The sequence below is a fragment of the Pseudomonas sp. LTGT-11-2Z genome (assembly GCF_003691445.1).
GTDB classification, from domain to species: domain Bacteria; phylum Pseudomonadota; class Gammaproteobacteria; order Pseudomonadales; family Pseudomonadaceae; genus Aquipseudomonas; species Aquipseudomonas monteilii.
In genome coordinates this window covers 2090196-2113331 of record NZ_CP033104.1, presented here as the reverse complement: position 1 = coordinate 2113331, position 23136 = coordinate 2090196, and the positions used below count along the sequence as shown (strand labels likewise).

Here is a 23136-nt window from a genome sequence, read left to right as displayed (position 1 = left end):
TTCAAACACTCTCCAGTTCTGCCAGGAAATCACTCAACTCATCGACATCCGCTGCGCTGGCAGGCGCCAGCTCAGCCATCGTCGCCACGTAGTCCGCAAGTCGCCCGGCACCGAACAGGGCCGAAAGCGGCACCTCCAGCCCCAGCAGCAACTGCACGCGCTGGGTCGCCTGGACTGCCAGCAGCGAATGCCCGCCCAGCTCGAAGAAGTTGTCGTTCATGCCGACCCTTTCAAGCTTCAGCACATCGGCCCAGATCGCTGCCACCTGCGCTTCAAGTTCGCCGCAAGGCGCCACGAAACCTTGCTGAAGCGTGTTTGCGTCCGGTGCAGGCAGGGCTTTGCGGTCCAACTTGCCATTGGGGGTCAGTGGCAGAGCGTCCAGCGCGACGAAGTGCGCCGGGACCATGTATTCCGGGAGCATGGCCTTCAGGTACTCACGCAGGGTGTCGCCAAGCGCCTGCATGCACGCATCAGCCACAAGGTACGCGACCAGTTGCCGCCCACCCGGGCCTTCGCTATCGATCACCACCACTTCGCGAATGGCGGGATGCGCAAGCAGCTTGAGTTCGATCTCGCCCAGCTCGATGCGGAAGCCACGGATCTTCACCTGATGATCGATACGCCCGATGTACTCGATCATGCCGTCGTTGCGATAGGACGCCAGATCACCTGTCCGGTACAGACGGCCTCCGCCATGCTCGGAAGTATCGAAAGGATCGGGCAGGAATTTCTCCGCGGTCAGTGCCGGACGCCCCAGGTAGCCCCGGGCAAGACCGGCACCGGTAAGGCAGAGCTCGCCCGCAACCCCGGACGGCATGGATTTGCCATTGATGTCCAGCGTATACGCTGTCGTGTTCGCGATAGGCCGGCCAATATTGGCTCGCCCACCGGACTCACGGCGGGTCCAGGTGGAATAGGTGGTGTCTTCGGACGGGCCGTACAGGTCGTAGACATGCTCCACATGGCCCAGCGCATAGAGCCTGTCCACCACTGGCTGCCGCAAGGGTTCGCCTGCCAGGTTGACAATGCGCACACTCGCAGGCAACGAACCGGCGTCGAGCAGTGCCTTGATGGCCGAGGGCACGGTGTTGACCAGGCGTACGCGTTCTCGCGCCGCCAGGTAGGGCAGTTCCAGCGCATTCTGCGCGAGCACCGCGTAGCCACCCGCAGCCAGCGTGACAAACAGCTCCCATACCGACAGGTCGAAACAGATGGACGTCGATGCCAGCACGCCTTGCAGGTCCTGCGTGGTGTAGACCGTGCGCGCCCAGCCGATCAGCGCCGTGACATTGCGGTGCTCGATCAGCACACCTTTGGGCAACCCCGTGGATCCCGAGGTGTAGATGCTCAGTGCCAGGTTGCCCGGCGCGGTGACATTGTCCAGATTCCCATCAGCGTCGTCTCGCAGCTGCAACCGGTCAAGCAGCAAGACTTCGGCCGTCCCGCCCTGCGGCAGGCGATCCGCCAGCGAAGCCTGGGACAGCAACAGACGAGCCTGACTGTCCTGCATCATGTAAGCCAGGCGATCACGGGGGTAGAGAGGGTCCAGCGGCACATACGCACCGCCTGCCTTCAAGATGGCAAGCAGACCGATCACCATCTCCAGGCCGCGCTCGAGTGCGACCCCTACCAGCACATCCGGGCCCACCCCGCGTTCGCGAAGGTGGTGCGCCAACTGGTTGGCACGCCGGTTGAGCTGCTGATAGGTCAGGTGCTGGTCGCCGAAAATCAGCGCGGTGGCGTTCGGCGTGCGAGCGGCCTGCGCTTCGATCAACAGGTGCACACAAGGCGCGTCCGAAAGCGACAAGGCATCACCGTGTCGATGAGCGAGGTCTTGCAGGTCCTCGTCCTCGGTCGTCATTGCCAGGTCACCCAGCCTCTGATCTGCGCCACTGACCAGCGCCTGCAACAGCGTGCCGAAGTGGCGGGCGATCTGCGCGATGCTTTCTTGCGTGAAACACTGGCGGTCGTAGCTGTAGTGCACCGACAGGTGCGTACCTGCGCCAATCGCCAAGGTCAGCGGCACGCTCGACTGTTCATGCCCGCGCACGTTGCCGAACACGAGCCCGGCGGGTGCGCCCTGCTGCAGGGCATCGCCGACCGGGTAGTTCTCGAACACCAGCAAGGTATCGAACAGCCCTTCCCCACCCGATCCGGCCCAGCGCTGGATATCGTACAAGGGGCTGTGCTCGTATTCGCGCAGCGCCAGGTTCTGCACCTGCAGTTGCTGCACCCATTGCGCCACCCGCTGCTGCGGACGCGGGTTGGCGACCACCGGCAGCGTGTTGATGAACAGCCCCAGCTGTTGCTCGACACCGCGCAGCTCCGCCGGGCGACCGGATACCGTCGCGCCGAAGCTCACGCACGATTGCCCGGTGTAACGCTGCAGAAGCAGCAGCCAAGCCGCTTGCACCAAGGTATTGACGGTCACCCGCTGCTGCCGGGCAAAGGCAGCCAGCGCCTGCGTCTGCTGCTCGCTCAAACGCTGCTGGTGTTCACCGTAGCCGGTACCCAGGCGGGCCTTGTCCTGACGGATGGCCAGTGCCAGGCGCGTAGGCTCGTTCAGGTCATGCAACTGCTGCTGCCAGAAGGCCTGAGCTTGCCCGGCATCCTGGCGCTGCAGCCATTCGATGTAATCGCGATAGCGGCCCGTCACCCCACCGTTCGGCACCCCGGCATAAGCCTGGAGCACCTCAGCGAGCAACTGCGCATTGCTCCAGCCATCCATCAGAATGTGATGACTGGTGAAAACCAGATGGCACGATGCTTCGCTGGTGCGGATAACCGCCAGGCGCAGCAGGGGGTCATGCTGCAGGTCGAAGCCCTTGCGCAGATCCGCTTCGGCCCAGCTGTCCACGGCCGCACCCTGCTCGGCGACGCCGGCCCAGTCCAAGTACGTGAACGGCAATTCGAGCTGCCTGCGAATGACCTGCAGCGGGTGCTGGAAGCAGGTCACGAAGTTGGCCCTGAGCACCTCATGGCGATCGACAGCGGCCTGCCAGGCGAGCCTGAAGCGTGGTACGTCGAGCCCTTTGACGTCGACGCGCATCTGGTTGATGTAATGCCCCCCGCCTTGCTCGAACAGGCTGTGGAACAGCATGCCCTGCTGCATGGGCGCAAGGGGATAGAGATCTTCGATCAGCGCCGCCGGAACAGGCAGGCTGTCCAGTTGGGCCTGGGTCAACCCGGCCAACGGAACATCCGAAGGCGTCAAACCTGCGTGGGCATCCGCCAGGCAATGCTCGACAATCGCCTTGAGCTCGGCAGCGAACTGGTCGGCCAGGCGCTGCACCGTGTCAACGTTGAACATGTCGCGGCTGAAGGTCCACTCCAGGTTCAGCTCACCGGCATAGACCTGGCCATTGATCGACAACCAATTGTCCAGCGGCGCTTCGCTGCTCTGGCTGGCGCCGGCGCTTTCGCCAGCGGGCACCAGGAACGCCGACGCATCGGCGTCCGAACCTGGCGCGAAGCTGCCGTCGAACTGCCCCAGGTAGTTGAAGGTGATGTGTGGGTTCGGCAACTGCGCCAGCGCCGCGCGGGCCTGCTCATCGCCCAGGTAGCGCAGGGCACCGTAGCCCAGGCCTTTGTCGGGGATCGACCGCAGCTGTTCCTTGATCCGCTTGATCGACGCATCAAGCGTCTGCTCCGGGCTCAGCCGCACCGGGAACACGCTGGTGAACCAGCCCACGGTCCGCGTCAGGTCAACGGTATCGAACAATTCTTCGCGGCCATGCCCCTCCAGTTGCACGAGCACGTCGCTGCGCTGGGTCCAGCGTGCGATGACGCGGGCCAGTGCGGTCAGCAGCAGGTCGTTGACCTGCGTACGGTAGGCAGCAGGTGCCTGTTGCAGCAGTTGCCGGGTACTGGCCGAGTCAAGACGGGTGCGGGCGGTGCCGACATGCAGGCCATGCAACGAGCCACCTGGGTTGTCGCAAGGCAGGTCTGCATCAGCCTGGCCGAGTTGCGCCTGCCAGTAAGCCAGCTGCGCCTGCAGCGTTTCGCTGCGTGCGTAGCGCTGCAAGTGCGCAGCCCACGCCTGGGTCGAGCTGGTCTTGGCAGGCAGGTCGAGTGGCTTGCCGGCGTGCAACTGGTGGTAGGCGGTTTGCAGGTCTTCCAGCAGCACCCGCCAGGACACCCCGTCCACCACCAGGTGATGGATCGCCAGCAACACGCGCTGGCTGCCATCCGCGAGGGTTGCCAGCAATGCCCGCAGCAACGGGCCACGCTGCAGATCAAGGCTACCCTGAACGTCATTGCACAACGCTTCAAGCGCCTCGGCATCCGCCACAGTAGCCTGCCACAGCAGACCTTGCTGTGGCTCTGGCGAACCGTAACGAGCCGTCCATTGACCCTCTGCACAATCGAAGCGCAGGCGCAGCGCGTCATGGTGAATCACCAAAGCCTGAAGCGCTTGCTCCAGTGCCTGGCTGTCGAGCGCCTGACCTGCCTTGAGCAACAGCGCCTGGTTCCAGTGGTGGCGCTGGGCAATGTCCTGCTCGAAGAACGATTGCTGGATCGGCAGCAGCAGGGTCTGGCCAGTGGCAGCCTTCTGCTCGATCAGCAATCCGCCTTCGTCCCCTTGCCTGGCGACCGAGGCCAGCCCTTGGACGGTCTGGTGCTGGAACAGCTCTTTGGGGGTGAAGCGGATACCCGCCTGGCGCGCGCGGCTGACCACCTGGATCGAAATGATGGAGTCGCCACCCAGTTCGAAGAAGTTGTCGGACAGCCCCACCTTGTCGACTTTCAGAACATCCGCCCAGATCCCGGCGATGGCCTGCTCCAGCGCGTTTCGAGGTGCCACGTACACCTGCTGCAGCTGAGTGACGTCAGGCGCTGGCAGGCCCTTGCGGTCCAGCTTGCCATTGGGCGTGAGCGGTAACTTGTCGAGGAACACCAGGTGCGTGGGCACCATGTAGTCCGGCAAGGTCGCCTTGAGGTGATCGCGCAGTTCGCTGCGCAGCAGGCTCTGCCCCGGCAGGTCGTCGAGCTGCACATCCGCACTGACCAGATACGCGGCAAGCTGCTTGCCGCCTGGCCCCTGGATGTCGATTACCACACTTTCGCGCACCGCCGGGTGATCCTGCAACCGCGCCTCGATCTCGCCAAGCTCGATACGGAAACCGCGGATCTTGACCTGGTGGTCGATGCGCCCCAGGTAGTCAACCAAACCGTCGGCGCGGGTGCGAGTCAGGTCACCACTGCGGTAGACGCGCTCGCCGTTCGCGGCGAACGGGTCGGGGACGAAGCGCTCGGCGGTCAGGCTTGGCCGGTCGAGATAGCCACGCGCCAGGCAGAGCCCGCCGAGGAACAGTTCGCCACTGTGCCCCAACGGCACCAGGTTGAGGCTTGCGTCGAGCACATAACTGCGGCGGCGCCCGACCAGGCGGCCGATAGGCGCGTAGGCCGCGCCGCAGGTATCGCCTGGCGATGCGCTCCAGAGCAACGGTGTGACCACGGTTTCGGTCGGCCCGTAGCCGTTGAAGATGTATTGCGGGCGCAGGGCCTGCCAGGCCAGCTCGTATCCGGCTTGCGGTACGGCATCACCACCGAAGCAGTAGATTCGCACCGGTGGCGGGTTGCCCACGCGCAGGGCATGCTCGGCCAGCTGTTGCAGATAGACCGGCGGGAACACGGCAATGGTCACGCCATGCCGGTGCATCTCGGCGTAGGCCTGCTCGGGCAGCCACAGGCTGTCGTCACGCACCAGCACACTGGCGCCGTTGATCAGCAGGTGCATCCAGGCCTCATGGGCGCCATCGAAGGCGAAGGACATGAAGTGCAACTCGCAATCCTGCGGGCCGGTTTCATAGCGTTCACCGTTGGCCAGAATGTGCGAGGCCAGAGGCCCGTGCGCCACTGCGACACCCTTGGGCATGCCGGTCGAGCCCGAGGTGTAGATCACATAGGCAAGGTTGTGCTTTGACAGCGCCACCTCGGGCGCCGTGTCCGGGCCTTGCTGCCAGGCGGCCGGCAGGTCCACCGACAGCGTCGGCAACCCGTGGGGGATCGGCAGCGTGCCCAGCACATCGCTCTGCGTCAGCACCAAGGCCGCAGCACAGTCCTGCATCATGTAGCGCAGGCGGTCCTGCGGATAGGCGATGTCCAGCGGCACATACACGCCACCTGCCTTGAGCACTGCCATGAACGCCACCATGATGTCGGTGGAGCGGCGCATGGCGATGACCACCCTGACCTCCGGGCCGACCCCTTGCTCGATCAAGCGGTGCGCCAGGCGATTGGCCTGCGCATCGAGTTGGCGGTAGCTCAGGCGTTGATCGTCGAAGCGGATTGCGATGGCTTCGGGCGTGCGGGCAACCTGGTCTGCGAACAGTTGATGGACGAAACGGTCGTCCGGATGGTCGTCGCCAGTCTGGTCCCACCTTGCCAACAGTTGTTCACGCTCCTGGCTGCCCAGCATCGCCAGCTCGGCGACACGCTGATGGGGCTGACGCACGATGTCGGCCAGCAGGTTGCACCAATGCTGCGCCAGCGCCTCGATGCGCGGGCGGTCGAACAGCGACGTGGCGTAGACCAGCGAAGCGCCCAGCCCCTCGGCATGCTCGAAGGTATCAAGGGTGAGGTCGAACTGTGCGGTATAGCGCTCCCAGGCCATGCCTTGAACTTCCAGCCCAGGCAGGCTGCGCGCCTGCCCCCGCTGTTCGGTCTGGTGATTGTAGAGCGCCTGGAACAGCGGGCTGTGGCTCAGACTGCGCTCAGGGTGCAGCGCCTCGACCAACTGCTCGAACGGCAGATCCTGATGAGCCTGGGCCGCCAGGGCCGTCTGACGCGTTTGCTCAAGCAGCTGGCTGAAGGTGGTGTGCAGGTCGAACTCGGCCTTGAGCACCTGGGTATTGACGAAGAAGCCGATCAGGCGTTCGGTTTCCAGGCGGTTACGGTTAGCGATCGGCACGCCGACGCGAATGTCGTCCTGCCCCGAATAGCGGTGCAACAGGGTCTGGAAGCTGGCCAACAGCAGCATGAACAGGCTGACGCCCTGCTGCTGGGCCAATGCCTTGAGCGCGTGCACGAGGTCGCGGTCCAGGTCGATGGCGAAACTGGCGCCGGCGAAGTCCTGGTTAGCCGGGCGCGGGCGATCGCCGGGCAGTTCGAGTACCGGCTGCCGGTCCCCCAGTTGGGCCTTCCAGTAGGCCAACTGGCGCTCACGCTCACCGGCTTCCATCCACTGCCGCTGCCATACGGCGTAGTCGGCGTACTGGACAGGCAGCGCAGGCAACTGCGCCGCCTGCCCGTTGCGCCGCCCTTGGTACAGCTGCACCAGCTCATCGACCATCACCGGCATCGACCAGCCATCGGAGACGATATGGTGCAAGGTCAGTACCAGGACATGGTCATCCTCGGTCACCCGCAACAGTTTCACGCGCAGCAACGGCCCGTGCTCCAAATCGAAGGGACGTTGCGTCTCTGCCTCGACCAGGCGCTTGAGCAGCGCGGCCTGTTCGTCTCCCTCGCACGGTTCGACCCCTTCGCAGGCCAAGCTGAACGGCTGCGCCGGGTGGATCACCTGCAGGGCTTGGTCACCGGCCTGGCGGAAGGTGGTACGCAGGGTCTCGTGCCGCGCGATCAGCGCTTCGAAACTCAGGCGCAGTGCCTCGACATCCAGCTCGCCGCGCAGTCGCAAGACCGTGGCCATGTTGTAGGCGGTACTTTCAGGGGCCATCTGCCAGAAGAACCACTGCCGCTGCTGGGCATAAGACAAGGCCAACGGCTGGGTGCGGTCGACCGGCTGCAACGCCAGGGCAGCCGCGTGCGTGCCCTGCCCTGTCAAGGCGACGAAATCAGCCAGCACCGGGGCTTCGAAAAGCGTGCGCAGGGGTATTTCCAGGCCCAGGGCCTGGCGAATGCGCGAGGTGACCTGGGTAGCCAGCAACGAATGCCCGCCCAGTTCGAAGAAATGGTCGGTCAGGCCGATGCGTTCAACCTTGAGTACCTGGGCCCAGATGGCTGCAATCTGTTTTTCACGTTCGCTGCGAGCGGGCACATAGGCTGGCTGTTCGAGGCTCAGGTCGGGCCTTGGCAGCGCCTTGCGGTCCAGCTTGCCGTTCGGCGTCAGCGGCAATTGGCCGAGGAACATCAGGTGCGCCGGAACCATGTAGTCCGGCAATGCAGCCTTGAGGTGGCTTGCCAGGTTTTCACGCAGCGCATCCTGCGGTTCAACACCGCCCTCGATCACCAGATAGGCGACCAGTTGCTTGCCGGTGGGCCCGTCGATGTCGATGACCTGTGCTTCACGCACCCTGGCATGCTCTTGCAGTCGCGCTTCGATCTCGCCCAGTTCGATGCGCAGGCCGCGAATCTTGACTTGATGGTCGATGCGACCGACATAGTCGAGAACACCCTCGACACGGGCGCTTGCCAGATCACCGGTACGGTACAGACGGCCGCCGCCGACCGGGTCGAACGGGTCGGGAATGAAGCGCTCGGCGGTCAGCGCAGGGCGGTTGAAATAGCCACGGGCGAGACAGCCGCGACCACCGATCAGCAGTTCGTTCACCCAACCGGCCGGGGCCAGGACAAGGCCATCGTCACAGACATAGGTCACCCTGCCGCCCACCGCCCGCCCGATCGGCACGATGGCCTTGCCACCGGCACCAGGCTGCAAACCTGCACAGTCCTGCACGGTGGTTACCACCGTCGCTTCGGTAGGCCCATAGGTATTGAGCAGACGTGCCTGCTGCAATCCGCTGGCGTACCAGTCGCCAAGGCTTTCCATCGGCATGGCTTCACCGCCCACGTGCACCTGACGCAGCGACGCGCAGGCACCGGCGGGCAGCTTTTCCGCCGCCAGCATGCGCCAGTAGGCGGTGGTCAGGTCCGCCACGGTGATGCCGTGGGTGACGATGGCCTGCTTGAGGGTTTCGATGTCCCACAGCTGCGAGCCGCGCATGACGACCCGGGCACCGCAACACAAGGCCGGGTAGAGCTGCTCGACAAAGCCGTCGAAGTTGACCGTGGCGAACTGCAGCACCCGATCACTGGCATCGAGCCGCGAATAGTCAGCCGCCACGCTGCAGAACACCGACAGCGCCCGATGAGCGACGGCCACACCTTTGGGCTTGCCGGTGGACCCGGAGGTGTAGATCACATAAGCCAGGTTGTCGGGGACGGTCAGGCTCACCGGGTTGGCCGTACTGTAGTTGCCCAGCCAGTGCTCATCCGCCTGCATTTCAAGGCAGGTTACCGCTGTGGAAACCGGCAGCATCGGTGTCAGGTGGGGCTGGGTCAGGAGCAGGTGAACACCGCTGTCCTGCACCATGAAACGCAGGCGCTCCTGCGGGTATTGCGGGTCGAGTGGCACATAGGCACCACCGGCCTTGAGAATGCCAAGCAGGCCTACCACCATGTCCAGGCTGCGTTCCACGGCGATGCCAACACGCACCTCAGGCCCCACGCCAAGCTCGCGCAGCTTGTGGGCCAGCTGGTTGGCGCGGCGGTTGAGTACCTGATACGTCAACGCCTGATCATCGAGGACCAGCGCCGTAGCCTCCGGTGCGCGCAGCACCTGCGCCTCGAACAGCTGATGCACGCCGAGGCCTTCGGCGAAACGCAAGGGGGCCGGGTCGACGGCTTCAAGTGCCAGCTTGTGCTGGGCAGCCGAAAGCAGAGGCAGCTCGGCCACCGGCAATGCCGCGTTACTGGCCAGGGCGCCCAGCAGGTTGACCCAGACCGATGCCAGGCGTTCGATACGCTCGACGTCGAACAGGTCCGATGCATAGCCGAAGGAGGCGATCACACCCTCGCTGCGTTCGAGGGTGTCCAGCGACAGGTCGAACTGCGTGGTGTGCTCGACCAGGTCGACCTCCTCGACACGCAGCCCTTGCACGCTGTCGCCAAAGACCCGCTCGCCAAGGTCGCTCAGGTGGTTGTACATGACCTGGAACAGCGGGTTGTGGCCCAACCCCCGCTCGGGTTTGAGCGCTTCCACCAGCACATCGAAGGGGATGTCCTTGTTCGCCTGAGCCTGCAGGGTGGTCTCCTTGACCGCCAGCAACAAGTGCCTGAAGGACTGCAACGGATCGACCGCCACGCGAGCGACCAGTGTGTTGACGAAGAAACCGATCAGTCCCTCCAGCTCAAGGCGATTGCGGTTGGTCACCGGCATGCCGATGTTGAGCGTTTCGCGCCCGCTGTAGCGCGACAGCAGCAGTGCGAACGAGGCCAGGAACACATGGAACAGCGTGGCATTGGCGGCAACCGCCAGGCGCTGCAGATCGGCGGTGAGCGCGGCAGGCAGGCGCACATCCACGCGCCCGCCGCGGTAGCTCTGGACCTGAGGGCGAATACGGTCGGCAGGCAGTTCGAGGACTGCGAAATCGTCTTCCAGCGTGGTTTTCCAGAATGCCAGCTGGGCCTGCAGCTCGCCCGAGGCCAGGCGTTCGCGCTGCCAGGCGGCGTAATCGGCGTACTGCACCGCCAACGCCTGGCGTTCGAGCGACTGGCCGGTAGTGTGGGCGTTGTAGACGGCAGCCAGCTCGCGGACCATGACGCTCATGGACCAGCCGTCCGAGACGATGTGGTGCAACAGCACGGTCAGCACCTGCTCCTGCGGGCCACCCTGGAACAGCTTGACCCGAATCAGCGGCCCCTGTTCGAGATCGAAGGGCGTAAGCGCCTCGTCGTGTAGGCGCTGCTGCAGCGCCCGGCTGTCGGCAGTGCTGAGGTCATGGTACTCGATGCACGGCGACGCTGCGGGCAGTATGCGCTGCCGGGGGATGCCGTCATGCTCTTCGAAGATCGTGCGCAGGGATTCATGGCGCATCACCAGCGCATCGAACGCGGCCTGCAACGCGTCCCGGTCCACCTGGCCTTGCAAGCGGATGGCCAGGGGGGTGTTGTAGGCAGTGCTTTGCGGGTGCAGCTTCCAGAACATCCACTGGCGGTACTGGGCGTGCGAAACCTGCAGCGGCACCGTCCGGTCCAGCACCTGGATCTCGCCTCCGGCGACCTGCTCCAGCCCCTGCAGCGCCTCGACGAAACCGAACAGGTCAGCAGTGTCGAACAGCACCCGCAAGGCCACGTCCAGGCGCAGTTGCTGCCTGATCCGCGAGACCACCTGAGTGGCCAGCAGCGAATGGCCACCCAAGGCGAAGAAATTGTCGTCGAGGCCGACCTGGGCCTGTTGCAACACGTCGGCCCAAATGGCCGCGACCTGCATCTGCAGTGCGGTCTCGGGAGCCCGGTAAAGGGCTGTGACGGCGACCGGCTCGGGCAATGCCTTGACGTCGACCTTGCCATTGAGGGTTACCGGCAGATGCTCCAGCAGCATCAGGTAATGCGGCACCAGATGCTCGGGCAGGGCGAGCTTCAACGCGGCCCGGATACCGTCGACGACAGCTTGACGGGCTTCGTCCTGCGCAGCCCAGTGCTGCGGGACCAGGTAGGCGGCCAGCTGCCGATCGGCGTCTTCGCCAACCACGCGCACAACGGCGCTTTCGATCCCCGGCAACTGCCGCAGACAGGCATCGATCTCGGCCAGTTCGACGCGGTAGCCGCGAATCTTCACCTGGCCATCGATGCGCCCGGCAAAAATGCATTCGCCGTCAGCGTTCAGGCGTACCCAGTCGCCGGTACGGTACATCCTCCCACCCTCGGTGCCGCAGGGGTCGGGTACGAAGCGCTCGGCAGTCAGCGCCGCCTGGCCCAGGTAGCCACGCGCAAGCCCTGCACCGGCGATATAGAGCTCCCCCCTGGCCTTGCCGGGCACGGGTTGAAGGCAGCTGTCCAGCGCATGGGCGCGCAGGTTGTCCAGCGGCTGGCCGAGCACCGGGCGATCCTGCAGGGCATGGGTAAGGACGCCGACCGTTGTCTCGGTGGGACCATAGTGGTTGATCACGTCGAGGTCGGGCGCCAAGGCCTTGATGCGGCCCAGAAGCGCCGCAGTGCACGCTTCGCCCCCCACCACCAGGCAGCGCCGTGGCAAGGCTTCGGCGCCTGCGGCGAGCATGGCCTGCAAGTGCGAGGGGACGATCTTCAGTGCATCGATGGCATGCGCCTGCAGGTAGGCGGCGAAGACCTGGGCATCGAGCACGGTCTCCTTGGGCAGCATGTGCAGGGTCTTGCCGTAGCACAGTGCACCGAACAGCATGGTGTGGCCAAGGTCGGCCGCCGGCGTGGTGACCATTGCCAGGTTGCCGATCTGGTCCATGGGCAGGCGTTGGCTGACGCCGCGCACGTAGTTGACCAAGGCGCCATGGCTGACCGCGACGCCCTTGGGCTTGCCGGTGGTGCCGGAGGTGTAGATGACATAGGCAAGGTTGTCGGCATGGACCGCCACCTTGGGCGCCGACGCAGACGGGTAGTCGCCCTCCACGTCAATCGCTGCGACGCCTTCAGGCAGGCTGATCTGCCCTGCTCGGCCCACTACCCACTTGACCTTGCTGTCGGCAAGCATGAAGTCGATGCGCGACTGAGGCTGGTCAGGGTCCAGCGGCAGGTAGGCGGCACCGGCCTTGAGCACGGCCAGGATGCCGACGAGCATCTCGCAGGACCGGTCGGCCGCCACGCCGACCCGCTGATCCAGCTGTACGCCACGCGCCAGCAGTGCGTGGGCCAGGGCATCCGAGCGTGCCTGCAAGGTGGCATAGCTGATTCGACCGGCCTCGCCGCTCGCTGCAAGGCCTTGCAGGTTGAGGTTGGCGGCCGTTTCGATCAGGTGATGGACGCACAGGCCGGGCGTTTGCGCCCCGGCAGCTTGCGGCTCCAGCGGCTGTACCGCCTGGGTCGCCAAGGGCAGTTCGCCGACCGCAGTGGCGGGCGATTGGGTCAGCCCATCGAGCAGTCGCAGCCAATCCTCGCCGAAACCGATGATCGTGGCTTCTTCGAAGACATCCAGCGCATAGGTGAACACCGCGTGCAGACGCCCGGCACTTTCATAGGTGTCCAGGGAAAGGTCGAAGCGAGCGCTGTGCTTGTCCAGGGCGACTTTTTCCAGCGTCAGCCCACTGCCAAGGCGAACCTGACCGGCGTCGGCGATGGCCGCCTGGTGGTTGAACAGCACCTGGAACAACGGGCTTTGCGCGCTGCTGCGATCCAGTTCGAGCGCCTCGACCAGGCGCTCGAACGGCAGATCCTGGTGCGCCTGGGCGCCCAGGGCGGTGTCTTTGACCCGGCCAAGTAGCTGGCTCACATCCATGAGCGGGTCGATATCGGTATGCAGCACCTGGGTGTTGATGAAGCAACCGATCAAGCCTTCTACTTCGGTACGGTGGCGGTTGGCGACCGGAACGCCGACGCGGATGGCGCGCTGGCCACTGTAGCGTTGCAGCAGCAGCTTGAACGATGCCAGCAGCACCATGAACAGGGTAACCCCCTGGGCACTGGCCAACGCCCTGAGACGCTCGGCAAGCGCTGGGTCGACCTGCAACTCGCGCCGCGCGCCGCGATGGCTCGGTGCGCCGACACGGGAATGGTCGAGCGGCAGCTCAAGCACGGCATGATCATCGCCCAGCTTCTCGCGCCAGTAGCTCAGCTGTCGCTCCTGCTCACCGGCTTGCAGCCAGCTGCGTTGCCACAGCGCATAGTCGCGGTACTGGATGGGCAGCGCCGGCAGGGTCGCTTCGCTGCCCTGACAGGCGGCATCGTACAAACGCACGAACTCGTCGATCAGCACGTTCAGCGACCAGCCATCGGCCACGATGTGGTGCAGGGTAAGCAGCAGCACGTGCTCGTCGGTGGCCAGTTGCAGCAGGTTCACGCGCAACAGCGGCCCTTGCAGCAGGTTGAAAGGTGCCTGCGCTTGGGCTTCGGCCAGTGACGCGACACGGGCTTCGCGTTGCGCCGCTGCCAGGGCGGTGAGGTCGTGCTCGACGATGGCAACGGCCTCGGCAGCGAGGACCTCCTGGTACAGATGCTCACCCTGGGTACGCAGGCGCGTACGCAGGCTCTCGTGGCGCGCAACCAGGCGATCGAACGCTTGCTGCAGGGCCTGGCGGTCGAGCTTGCCCTTCAGGCGCACAGCCATGGGCAGGTTGTAGGCAGCGCTCTGAGGGTCCAGCTGCCAGAGAAACGACATACGCCGCTGGGCGTAGGACAACCCATCACGGTCATCGCAGGCAACATCGGCAGGGATCGGAAACAAGGAAAAATCGACGCCCTCTGCCTTTAGCCCGGCCAGGAACAAACGGCGTTTTTCCGGCGGCAGTTCGATAAAGCGGCGAGCGAGTTTCAACGAGTTTTCGGCATTCATGCAATGCGTCCTTAGCGATAGGAAGCGGGACCACAGGGCCCAGTCATCCCTCAAAGACGAAACAGCCGCGAGCTGATTTAGCCAAAGCCCCGGCCACCGCCGGCAGCCCAGGCTGCGCGATTAAATCACCGGGTGGGCGACTCGTCTGAACGTCATACCCATCCTCCAGAAGGCGGCCCTCGCGATGCTCTCCACCCTGGCCAACAACCTGCGCAAGCGGGTCACTCAAGCGCTCCCCGGCAAACGCCCCAGCTATCGAATCTTCAATATCCAGCTGAAGCGGCGGATCGCGCTCAGCCCTTCGCTCACCCGGCTGGTATTCACCGGACCAGAAGTTGTTGAAATGACCACCCTGGCCCCAGACCAACGGGTCAAGCTGCTGTTTCCCGCCCCCGACGGCTCACCGCCCAGCCTGAACAACGACCTGCACTGGAAGGCCGCGCACAGCGCGCTGCCACCGGCCCAGCGCCCGCCGATGCGCACCTACACCATCCGTGCCTTGCGCCGTGAGGCGCTGGAGGTGGATATCGACTTCGTGCTGCATGGTGTCAACGGCCCCGCCTCGGCCTGGGCCACCCACGCGCAGGTGGGTGACCGTTTGCAGATAGTCGCGCCCAACCTGGCCTATGAGGGCGACCCCGGCGGTTATGAATGGAAGCCACCCCAGGGCGTGCGCAATGTGCTGTTGGTAGGTGACGAAACCGCACTGCCGGCGATTGCCGGCATCCTGGAGCAACTGGCCGACACCCAGCCCGAGCTGGCGGTGCACGCGTTCATCGAGGTGCCGCTGGAGGCGGATTGCCTGAGCCTGCGCCATGGCGATGCCACTGCGCTGCGCTGGCTGCCGCGCGAACGGCTGAGGTGCGCACATGGCCAAGCCATGCAGCACGCCGTGCGCGAGCTGGCCAGCCTGCCGCTTGGGCACGCCACACCACGGGCGAAGCTGGAAGACGTGGATATTGATACACGCATCCTGTGGGAACAGGCCAGTAGCGACAGCAGCGAGTTTCACGCCTGGGTGGCGGGGGAATCGGCGACGGTGATGGAGATACGCCGGTACCTGATCAAGGAACGTGGATTGCAGCGAGAATGCCTGACGTTGATGGGGTATTGGCGGGCCGGTCGCACCTTTGATTGACGTGAGACAGCCGAGGGCGCCGTGCGCCCCCGGCTATCGGTCAGACTGCCGCGATGAACGCCTCGGCAAAACGCTGCGCCACTTCATCGATCTGCTCGCCGCTGATGATCAACGGTGGCAGGAAACGCACCACGGCGCCATGCCGCCCACCCAGCTCCAGAATCAGCCCGCGCTTCAGGCACTCTCGCTGCACCTTGGCCGCCAGATCGCGGTTGGCCAGCGGCTGGCCAAGCGCATCCTTGCCCTGCGGGTCCACCAACTCCACGCCGAGCATCAACCCACGCCCGCGAATGTCGCCCAACTGCGGGTAATCACGCTGCAACTGCTGCAGGTGCCTGCGCAAGCGCAGCCCCATGGCCTCGGCGTGCTCGGCCAGGCGGTGTTCCACCAGGTAGTTGATTACCGCCGAGCCCGCCGCCATGGCCATCTGGTTGCCCCGGAATGTGCCGGCATGCGCGCCCGGCTTCCAGGTGTCCAGCCAGTCGCGGTACACCACCACCGCCAACGGCAGGCTGCCGCCAATGGCCTTGGACAAGGTGACCACGTCCGGCACGATGCCGGCATGCTCGAAGGCGAACATGCGCCCGGTACGGGCAAAACCGCTCTGGATCTCGTCGACGATCAGCGCCACGCCGGCCTGCTCGGTGATGCGGCGCACGCCCTTGAGCCATTCGATATCGGCCGGAATCACCCCGCCCTCGCCCTGCACCACCTCGAGGATGACTGCAGCCGGCAGCGGCACACCGCTTTCCGGGTCGAGCAGCAGGTTTTGCAGGTAATGCAGGTTGGCCTTGACCCCGGCTTCGCCACCCAGGCCGAACGGGCAGCGGTAGTCGTAAGGGTACGGCATGAACTGCGCCCCATTGCCGAGCAAGGCCCCCAGTGGCTGCTTCGGCCCATGGCTGCCCATCAGGCTCAACGCCCCCAGGCTCATGCCGTGGTAAGCGCCCTGGAACGCCAGCACGGTGCTACGACCGGTGGCCGTGCGGACCAGTTTCAGCGCTGCTTCTACCGCATCGGTGCCGGTCGGGCCACAGAACTGCACCTTGGCCTCGCGGCGTAGCGCCTCGGGCAGGATGCCGAACAGGTCCTGGACGAAGCGGTCCTTGACCGGCGTGGTCAGGTCCAGGGTGTGCAGGGGCAACTCATCGGCCAGTACCCGCTGGATCGCCTCGACCACCACCGGGTGGTTATGGCCCAACGCCAACGTGCCTGCGCCGGCCAGGCAATCGATGAACTGGCGGCCTTCGACATCTTCCACATGGATGCCACGGGCGCGCTTGAGTGCCAGCGGAATGCGCCGTGGGTAGCTGCGGGCGTTGGACTCTTGTTGCTGCTGGCGTTGCAGCAAAGGCGAATCAGTGAATGCGTACAAAGGCTGCGGCGCGTTGGCCACAGGGAGCTGGGCAAGGCTGGAAGCGGTGGACATGGGTGAATCCTCGCAAGCAAGCGAATGAGCGGTTATCGCTTGGAAAACGCTTGAGTGCTAGGAGGATTTAGCGGTTGTTACTGGATTTTACTTAACCGGTGTTGGCCCTTTCGCGCGTAAAGCCGCGAAAGGGCAAACACCGGCAGCGAAGTCAACTGGCCGAGCGCGCCGGCACCTGCAACAAGACCCGCAAACCATCGCTACGGCTGTCGAACCTCAGGCTACCCGCACACCGCTCCACGATCGCCTGCACGATCGCCAAGCCCAACCCGCACCCACTACTCTGTCCGTTACGCCAAAAGCGCTCGGTCAGGTGCTCAAGGTCGGCGTCGGCAATCCCCGGCCCATGGTCGCGCACCATGAACCCCACCTGCCCGTCGGCCATCTGCACCTCCAGCTCTACTGCCTCGTCGCCACCATGGCGCAAGGCGTTGTCCAGCAGGTTGCGCAGTGCGGCCACCGCCAAGGGGGCCGGCATGCCCAGGTAGATCTGCGTCGCTTCTTCAGGCAAACGCAGCACGATGCGCCGGTTATCGCCGCCACCTGCGTCCTGCACCGCCTGCCGGGCCACCTGTTCGGCGCTGCACTGCACGCCATCTTCGAACGACAGGCTGCCTTCTACCCGCGCCAGCATCAACAACTGCTCCAGCGTGCGATGCATGCGGTCGGCCCCTTGTTCGGCATGTTCCAGCGCCTGCTCGCGCACGGCGCCGTCGGTCATGCGCGCCACTTGCAGGTGGGTCTTGATAGCGGTCAGCGGGCTGCGCAGCTCATGGGCGGCATCGTCGGTCAGGCGCCGCTCGCGCTCGATGGTCTGGGCAATGCGCAGGAACAGCTGGTTCTGGGTTTCCAGCAACGGCTGCAATTCGCTGGGCATGCCTGCCACCTGCAGTGGCTCGACGCTATCAGCCCGCCTTCGCCGTAGCGCATCGCGCATGCGGTTGAGCGGCTCCAGGCCTTTGCCCAGGCCAATCCACAACAACCCCAGGCTGCCAAGCAGGGCCATCAGCACCGGTGCCGAAGCCGCCAGCAGAATCGACTGGTTCAGCGCCTCACGCTCCATGTGCCGGTCAGCCGTGGTGATGCGCACATCACCATGGTTGTAGGTAAAGGTACGCCACAGTGCACCGTCGATCGTCTGGTCACGGAAACCACTGCGCTCGTCGTCCATGGCGCCATCGTGCTTGTGGTTGCTGGCAAGGATCTCGCCACGCAGCGAGCTGACCTGGCAGGCCATGCCGTCCGGCACGCTGAACTGGTCGGCAGAAATGTGCGCCTCCCCGCCCTTGGCGGTGAGCGGCTGCGGCAACTGGTCGATCAGCCCGGCGACCATACGCGCCGACGCCACCAGGCGCTGGTCGAGGGAAAACATCATCTGCTGGCGCAGGTCGCGCAGCATCCACGCGGCGGCCAGCACCCAGATGATCACGAAGGCACTGCCCAGGATCAGGCTAAGGCGTACCCGCAGGCTCATGATGCGGCCTCTTCCGGCGCCTGCGCCGGGCCCAGGCGGTAACCCAGGCCACGTACGGTCTCGACGATGCCGTTGCCCAGCTTGCGCCGCAGGTGGTGGATATGCACGTTCAGGGCGTTGCTCTCGACTTCGTCGCTAAAGCCATACACGCAGTCTTTCAGTTGTTCGCTGGACAACACCCGCCCGGGGTTCTGCAGCAATGCCTGGAGCAGGGCCTGCTCCCGGCGGGACAAGTCGACCGGCCGCCCGGCCAGGGTCGCCTCGCAGCTGCTGGGGTCGTAACGCAACGGGCCGTGCTCGATCACATTCACCGCCCGCCCCGCCACCCGCCGCAGCAGGGTGTGCAGACGAGCGGCCAGCTCGCGCAGGTCGAAGGGTTTGAGCAGGTAGTCGTCGGCACCGGCCTGCAGGCCATCGACGCGGTCGGTGACAGCATCACGGGCAGTCAGCACCAGTACCGGCAGTGTTTCGCCCTGCTGGCGCAGGCGGCGCAGCAGTTTCAAGCCGTCCTCGTCAGGCAGGCCGAGGTCGAGAATCATCACATCGAACTGCGCGGCCTGCAGCATCGCCCGCGCACCGGCGGCGTTACCCACCCGGTCAACGGTCAAGCCCTGGGCAGTAAGGCCGGCGCAGATGCCGGCGGCGATCAGGTCGTCGTCCTCGCAGAGCAGAACGTGCATGGTGGAGCTCCCGGAGTGGTATGGCTGGCATTGCACCTTGGGCGGATTAAGGTGGGATTATGAACCAAGCGAGGCCCTGCGGCGTGTCGACATCCAGCAATACCCCCGCATCTTCCAGCTCGACCACCACACAGCTACCCCGGTGAGCATGCACCACCGAGCGTGCCCCTTCATCGCCATGCAGTTGCCCCAGCGCCGGCCAGAAATCCCGCCCGAAGATCACCGGGTGCCCCTGCTGCCCTGCATGGCGTGGCAGCACGATACGGGACGCATGGGCGGCCCCGACCAGCCGGCCCAGGGTTGCCGGCTCGATCCATGGCATGTCACCCAGCAAAATCGCTACCGCCTGTGCCTGGCTGTCGTGAAGCGACCGTGCCCCGACAGCCAGGCTATGCCCCATACCGGACGCGGCATCTGGGCTGCCGATTACCCGGCAACCGGCAGGTAACCCGAAATCCTCCCCGCGCTCCCCCTCACGCAAGACCACACGCACCTCGTCGAACACCGCCCTGGCCCGCGCCACACTGTGCGCCAGCAGGCTGCGGCCATCGGCCAGGGTCGCCCGGCGCTTGTCGGAACCGAAGCGCGTGCTGCTGCCAGCCGCCAACACCAGCGCGATCACACTCACAGCGCCACCTTCTGGCGCTTGCCAAACCACTGCAGCGCCCGGCATACCACCTGTCGTTCACAATGCTGCACGTTTGCTCCGCCTTCAGTTCGACGAATCGCAGAGATTCAAGACCGACATACAGGGGGCCACAATTCGTATCCGTTGAAAAGGGGTTAACCTTGAGTTAATCGACTCCAGCCAGCATGGCCCCATTCCTGGATCTGCCAAGGCGAAGACATGCGCGTTTTCCTGCTCTTCCTGACACTGTTGCTGGCCGGCCCCTTGCAGGCCAACCCGTTCGACGTCAAACCTGACTTTCTACCGGTCAACCAAGCCTTCGTGCTCACCCACGACCGCCAGGCCGACGGCCAGATGCGCCTGTACTTCCAGATCAAGCCGGGCTACTACCTGTACCAGAAGCGCCTGAAGTTCGACGGCCTGCCCGCCGACCAGCACCCGCAGCTGCCGCCGGCGCTCAACCACCATGACGAGTTCTTTGGTGACAGCGCGGTATACCGCGACCAGCTTGAGCTGCTGCTGCCCGCCAATGCCCAGGGACAACTACGCCTGGGCTGGCAGGGCTGTGCCGACGCCGGCCTGTGCTACCCGCCGCAAACCACGCAAATCGACCTGGGTGGCAGTGTGGCGCCTGTCGCCGAGCAAGCCGGCGACCAGGCACTGGCCAGCGGCCTGCAACAGGGCCACCTGGCCTGGAGCCTGCTGGCGTTCTTCGGCCTTGGCCTGCTGCTGGCCTTTACCCCCTGCTCGCTGCCAATGCTGCCGATTCTGGCCGGGCTGGTGCTGGGCAACGGCGCCAGCGCTCGCCGCGGCTGGCTGCTGGCCGGGGTGTATGTGCTAAGCATGGCGCTGGTGTACGCCGCCCTGGGCGTGGTCGCCGCGCTGCTGGGTGCCAGCCTGCAAGCCTGGCTGCAGCAACCCTGGCTGCTGGGCAGCCTGGCAGTGTTGTTCGTGCTGCTGGCCCTGCCAATGTTCGGCGCCTTCGAACTGCAACTGCCCGCCGCCCTGCGCGACCGCCTGGACCGCGCCGGGCAAGGCACCCGTGGCGGCAACCTGTATGGCGCCGCACTGCTGGGGGCGTTGTCCGGCCTGCTGCTTGGCCCGTGCATGACCGCGCCACTGGCCGGTGCGCTGCTGTACATCGCCCAGAGCGGCGACGTGTTGCAAGGCGCGCTGGTGCTGTTCAGCCTTGGCCTGGGCATGGGCGTACCGCTGCTGTTGCTGGTGACCCTGGGCAACCGCTACCTACCGCGTCCGGGCGCCTGGATGGAGCGGGTCAAGGGCGTGTTCGGCTTCGTGTTCCTGGCCATGGCGCTGTACACCCTGCGCAGCCTGCTGCCCGCCACCCTGCTGCTGGCGCTGAGTGGCGCCTGGCTGATCGCCCTGGCCTGGGCCAGCTGGCCGGCCTTGCAGCGCCAGCCAGCATTGCGCGCCGTGCCACTGCTGGGGGCCCTGTGGGGCGGCCTGTTGCTGGTAGGCGCAGCAGCCGGCGGCGACGACCTCTGGCAACCCCTGCGCCCGTTCGCTGGGGGCGCCACGCCGGCCGCCGCCCAGCAAGCCGAAGACCGTTTCGTGACGGTGAGCCGCCCTGAAGACCTGCAACGTGAACTGGATGCGGCAAAGGCCCGTGGCCAGTGGGTGATGCTCGACTACTACGCCGACTGGTGCGTGTCGTGCAAGGTCATGGAAAAGCAGGTGTTCGCCCGCAGCGACGTGCAGGCCGGCCTGGCCGGTGTGCACCTGCTGCGCCTGGACGTGACCGCCGACAGCCCGGCCAGCAAAGCCTTGCTGCAGCGCTACCAGGTACCCGGTCCGCCCAGCATCATCTGGATCGGCCCGGAAGGCGACGAACGCCGCGCGCGGCGCATCACGGGTGAAGTGGACGCCGCCACGTTCCAGCAGCACTGGGCCCAGACCAGGAGCCAAGGCTGATGCTGACCGTAACCCTCGGGCCACTGACCATGGCCCTCAACCACCTGCTGATGCTCGCCGCCCTGGGGATCGCCAGCGTGGTCGGCTGGTTCGTCGCCCGGCGTGGCGGCGAAAGCCCCGAGTCGGCACTGTTCAACCTGTTCCTGATCGGTGTGCTGGCTGCCCGCGCAGGCTTCGTGCTGGCCTACTGGCCGATGTACCGCGATGAGCCGTTGCAGATCATCGACATTCGCGACGGCGGCTTCCTGTTCTGGTCGGGCCTGGCCGGTATCGTCCTCGCAGCCCTGTGGCAGGGCTGGCGCCAACCGGGCCTGCGTCGCCCGCTGGGTTGGGCGCTGTTCAGTGGTGCGTTGTTCTGGGGCCTGGCCAGCCTGGGCGGGCACCTGTACAGCAAAGGCACCGAGCTGCCGGAACTGAGCCTGCGCAACGCTGGCGGCCAATCCGTCGCCTTGCACAGCTACCGTGGCAAGCCGCTGGTGATCAACATCTGGGCCACCTGGTGCCCGCCCTGCCGCCGGGAAATGCCGGTGCTGCAACAGGCGCAAAGCGACTATCCGCACGTGACCTTCCTGTTCGTCAACCAGGGCGAAACCCCGGAAAACGTCAGCACCTTCCTTGCCACCACCGGCCTGAGCCTGACCCATGTGCTGTTCGACGGCACCGGCCTGCTGGCCCAGCGCGTCGGCTCCATGGCCCTGCCCACCACCCTGTTCTACGACGCCGACGGGCGGCTGGTCGGCAGCCACCTGGGCGAGCTTTCCCGGGCCAGCCTGCGCCACGCCCTGGAGCCTTTCGACCGGGCCACCGCGCCCGCCCCTGCCGCACAAGGAAACTGACATGCGACTGACTGCACTGCTGCCCCTGTCCCTGGCCCTGCTGGCCGCCCCCGCCTTGCAGGCCGAAGAGCTGCCCAAGGCCGTTCAGCAACTGCAAGCCAAGGGCGCCGTGATCAAAGGCAGCTTCGACGCGCCCAACGGCCTGCGCGGTTACGCCGCCGAGTACCAGAACAACGCCCTGGCCCTGTACCTCACCCCCGACGGCAAGCATGTGCTGGTCGGCAGCCTGTTCGACGAACAAGGCAAGGACCTGAGCGCCGAACCGCTGGAAAAGCTGGTGTATGCGCCGATGAGCAAGGAAATCTGGGCGAAGATGGAGAAAACCGCGTGGATTGCCGACGGCAAGGCCGATGCGCCACGCAAGGTGTACCTGTTCAGCGACCCGAACTGCCCGTACTGCAATATGTTCTGGGAACAGGCACGGCCATGGGTGGAATCGGGCAAGGTGCAGTTGCGCCATATCATGGTCGGCATCATCCGCGAGGACAGCCCGGGCAAATCGGCAGCCCTGCTGGCGGCGAAAGACCCGGCCAAGGCATTGCAAGCGCATGAAAAAGCCGGCAAGGCCAGCAAGCTGAAGGCACTGGAGCAGGTGCCGGAGGCCGTGCAGCAGAAGCTGGCGGCGAACATGGCGTTGATGGAAGAGATGGGGTTGCAAGCAACCCCGGCGATTTTCTATCAGGATGAACAGGGCAACTTGCAGAGCCAGCAAGGGGCACCTCGGCCGGAGATGCTGGGCAAAATTCTCGGCAAGCGCTGAAATACGGGTTGCCTGTGCCGGCCTCTTCGCGGGTTTACCCGCGAAGAGGCCAG

General features: G+C 65.4%; 9 protein-coding genes. 4 read left to right on the top strand and 5 right to left on the bottom strand.

What is annotated here, in order from left to right; genetic code table 11:
• Position 1 precedes the first annotated feature (1 nt).
• Positions 2–14206, bottom strand: coding sequence for a non-ribosomal peptide synthase/polyketide synthase (locus D8767_RS09870; protein WP_016711678.1), 14205 nt, complete (start codon positions 14204–14206; stop codon positions 2–4).
• Between the two features lie 184 nt (positions 14207–14390).
• On the opposite strand from D8767_RS09870, the gene D8767_RS09865 reads away from it, so the two are divergent.
• Positions 14391–15344 (top strand): siderophore-interacting protein, encoded by a 954-nt coding sequence (locus D8767_RS09865; RefSeq protein ID WP_016711679.1) that lies wholly within the window; start codon positions 14391–14393, stop codon positions 15342–15344.
• 40 nt (positions 15345–15384) lie between these two features.
• Here the strand turns inward: D8767_RS09865 and D8767_RS09860 are convergent, their stop codons facing one another.
• The 4 genes from D8767_RS09860 to D8767_RS09845 all read right to left on the bottom strand — a co-directional run bounded on the left by D8767_RS09860 (position 15385) and on the right by D8767_RS09845 (position 19555).
• Positions 15385–16773 (bottom strand): aspartate aminotransferase family protein, encoded by a 1389-nt coding sequence (locus D8767_RS09860; protein WP_016711680.1) that lies wholly within the window; start codon positions 16771–16773, stop codon positions 15385–15387.
• Between the two features lie 151 nt (positions 16774–16924).
• Positions 16925–18247, bottom strand: a complete 1323-nt coding sequence (locus D8767_RS09855) for an ATP-binding protein (protein ID WP_016711681.1) — start codon at positions 18245–18247, stop codon at positions 16925–16927.
• Entirely contained in the window at positions 18244–18927 is a 684-nt protein-coding gene (locus D8767_RS09850; protein WP_016711682.1) for a response regulator transcription factor, read from the bottom strand. Before D8767_RS09850 ends, D8767_RS09855 begins: the two co-directional genes overlap by 4 nt.
• A 46-nt stretch (positions 18928–18973) precedes the next feature.
• Positions 18974–19555 carry an NTP transferase domain-containing protein gene (locus D8767_RS09845; RefSeq protein ID WP_025754794.1) on the bottom strand — a complete coding sequence of 194 codons (582 nt, stop codon included), beginning with the start codon at positions 19553–19555 and terminating at the stop codon, positions 18974–18976.
• A 219-nt stretch (positions 19556–19774) separates the two neighbouring features.
• Between D8767_RS09845 and dsbD the strand changes: the two genes are divergently transcribed.
• The 3 genes from dsbD to dsbG are packed head-to-tail and all read left to right on the top strand — an operon-like array spanning position 19775 to position 23083.
• Positions 19775–21487 (top strand): protein-disulfide reductase DsbD, encoded by a 1713-nt coding sequence (gene dsbD / locus D8767_RS09840; RefSeq protein WP_016711684.1) that lies wholly within the window; start codon positions 19775–19777, stop codon positions 21485–21487.
• On the top strand, positions 21487–22323 hold the full coding sequence (locus D8767_RS09835; protein ID WP_016711685.1) for a TlpA disulfide reductase family protein: 837 nt from the start codon (positions 21487–21489) through the stop codon (positions 22321–22323). The genes dsbD and D8767_RS09835 overlap by 1 nt, the downstream gene beginning before the upstream one ends.
• Position 22324: 1 nt before the next feature.
• Positions 22325–23083 (top strand): thiol:disulfide interchange protein DsbG, encoded by a 759-nt coding sequence (dsbG, locus tag D8767_RS09830; protein ID WP_016711686.1) that lies wholly within the window; start codon positions 22325–22327, stop codon positions 23081–23083.
• Positions 23084–23136: the final 53 nt, after the last annotated feature.